At 61.8% G+C, this 2,569-nt stretch carries 2 protein-coding genes; both read right to left on the minus strand.

Annotated features, from left to right (window positions below; all coding sequences use genetic code 11):
* A partial coding sequence (locus NW820_RS00795) for a M16 family metallopeptidase (RefSeq protein ID WP_414406415.1) occupies positions 1 to 1,271 on the minus strand: 1,271 nt, incomplete at its 3' end.
* 60 nt (positions 1,272 to 1,331) lie between these two features.
* The coding region (locus tag NW820_RS00800) for a M16 family metallopeptidase (RefSeq protein ID WP_414406416.1) at positions 1,332 to 2,569 on the minus strand (1,238 nt) is incomplete at its 5' end.

Raw genomic sequence — 2,569 nt, forward strand, 5'->3', positions numbered from 1 at the left:
TCTGCCAAGGCGGCTTCCGGCCCCACCAGAGCAATGGCCGGGGGGGTCAGGTAGGTCTTTGCGGCTTGGTGGAGCTGCTCTGGGGTGAGCTGCCTGACCCTCTGCAAATACTGCCGGTCAAACTCCATGCCCAAGCCCAAAATCTCGTACCAGCCCACCAGTTGGGCCACCTGGGCATTGGTTTGTTTGCTGAGGGCGTATTGGCCCAGAAGTTTGCGCTGCGCCATTTCCACCTCCGCCGGATCGAGGGGATTGGCCTGCAGACGGTGGATTTCTGCTTGTAGGCGCTCCAGGGCCACCTGAGTATTCTCTGCCGCAGTGCCCATGTAAACCCCAAAAGGGGCGGGATCCCGACGGGTGGCAAAAAAAGCCGAGACCTCATAGGCCAGGCCACAGCGCTCCCGCAGTTCCACGAACAGACGGCTGGACAGACCGCTCCCCAAGTAGGTGGCCAGCAACTTCAGGGCCGGATAATCCGCAGAAGCAGCAGGGGATCCGCGAAACCCAATCAAGATTGTTGTCTGCTGAGTGGGCTGGGGCAACCTCAGCAGTTGGGGATCCCTCAGAGGGGGCAGGGGAACATCCCGATCCTCTGGAGAGGGGCCGGGAACAACCCAGTCCCCCAAAGCCGCTTCCACCTGGGCAGCCATTTGCTCCGGCGGCTCTGGGCCGATCACCACCATCACCATTCCATTGGGACGACAGTAGGCCGCGTGATAGGCCACCAAATCCTCGCGGGTCAGGGATCCCACCGTCTCCAGCCGTCCCAACCCCGGCAGGGCGTAGGGATGATCCCCATAGAGGGCCTGTCGCACCTGATCGAAAGCCAGGCTGAAAGGCCGTTCCTGCTGGGCGCGAATGGCTTGCAGCATCAACCCCTGCTCTCGCGCCACCTCCTCTTCAGGAAAACTGGGATCCCGCAGCGTCTCCGCAAGCAAATCCAGCAACTCCGGGAAATCGGCAGCCACACAGCGCAGGCTCACCTCGAAAGAGTCGGCAGAACTGTCCACCGATAGCGAGGCTCCCAGCGATTCCACCGCAGCAGCAATGGCCTGGGAGTTGCGCCGATGCGTGCCTTTGGTGAGGACAGCCGCCATCAAGTGGCTCACCCCCGCCTGTTGCGGCCGCTCTGCCCGGCTACCACCGCGGAAAAAACAGTGGGCAGCCAAGATCTCCACCGTTGGGTTCTGGCCCAGCAACAGCGTGATGCCATTGGCCAAAAGGACGCGCTGTAAACGGCCACGTTGGGTGGCAAGCAGAGCAGAGTTCATGCAGGCAAGGGATCCCGTCCAAAATCCGAAAATCAAGAGTCCGGAGCGCCAAGGCGGCGCTTAACGGCAAGCCAGTTGCAGCTCCGAAGCCGCCGCTGTACCCAGGGCAGTCGGCTTGAGAACGGTGACTACATAAGCCTCCGGAGACAAGTACTGCTGGGCCAATTCCCGGATCTGAGCCGGGGTAAAAGATTGCACCAGCTCCAGGTACTCTTGAATGCGCTGCACCCCGCCCAGCGTCTCGTAGTAGCCATAGATGCCCGCCAATTGACTGGGAGACTCGGCGGAGAACAGGAACTCATGGGTGAGCATACGCCGGGTGCGATCCAACTCCGCTTGGCCGATGCCATCCTGCTGCAGCTTTTCAATCTCGTGCAGAATCGTCGCCTCCACCCGCGCCACATCCTCCGGCTCCAGTTGAGCCCCAATACAAAACAGTCCCCCCTCCTTCAACACCAGCGAAGAACAGCCAATGGCCCTCACCCAGCCCCGCTGTTCCCGCAGCAGATGCACCAGCCGCGAAGTACGGCCATCTCCCAGCACAGAAGCCAACATCTCCAGGCCACAGGCTTGCTGCCAATCGTCAATGCCAACAGTAGGCCAGGCCAACTTCAGGCGGGCTTGCTCCAAGCGGGCATGGTCGCTCTCCCGGCGCAGGATCCCTTGGGGACGAGGCTGGGGCGGAATGGGGGGGCTGACCGGTGCTGGCCCGGCGGCAGGGCCGCCAAACTGCTCCTCCACCAAGGCCAACGCCCGCTCGGGATCGATGCCACCCGTCACCACCACCGTCATGGATTCAGGCCGATACCAAGCGCGGTGGTAGGCGCGCATCAGTTCAGGGGTCAGTTGCATCAAGCTTTCCGGTGTGCCCAACACCGGTCGTCCATAGGGATGCTCCCCATAGGCGGTCTGCATCAAAAGCTGATAGGCCGTGTAGTCCGGGTTGTCGGCAGCGCGGCGAATTTCCTCCAGAACCACCTGCCGCTCCCGCTCAAACTCCAGATCTGGGATCCCGGCCCGCAAAACCACCTCTGCCAAGTAGGGCAGGGTATCCGCCAGGTCGGCAGCAGCCACCGTAATGTAGTAATGGGTGTAGTCTTGGCCGGTGGCAGCATTGGTAACTCCGCCCCGTCCTTCCACGGCCCAATCCAGCTCACCAGGAGCCAGCCGCTCGCTACCCTTAAACACCATGTGTTCCAAAAAATGGGATAGGCCCAGCCACTCCGGCGGCTCATGGCGTCCGCCTGTCCGTACCCAGACATCAACGGTTACAGAATCGGCAATGGGGATGGGATGAA

Origin of the sequence: Synechococcus sp. R55.7 (assembly GCF_047461955.1) — a bacterium.
Taxonomy (GTDB): domain Bacteria; phylum Cyanobacteriota; class Cyanobacteriia; order Thermostichales; family Thermostichaceae; genus Thermostichus.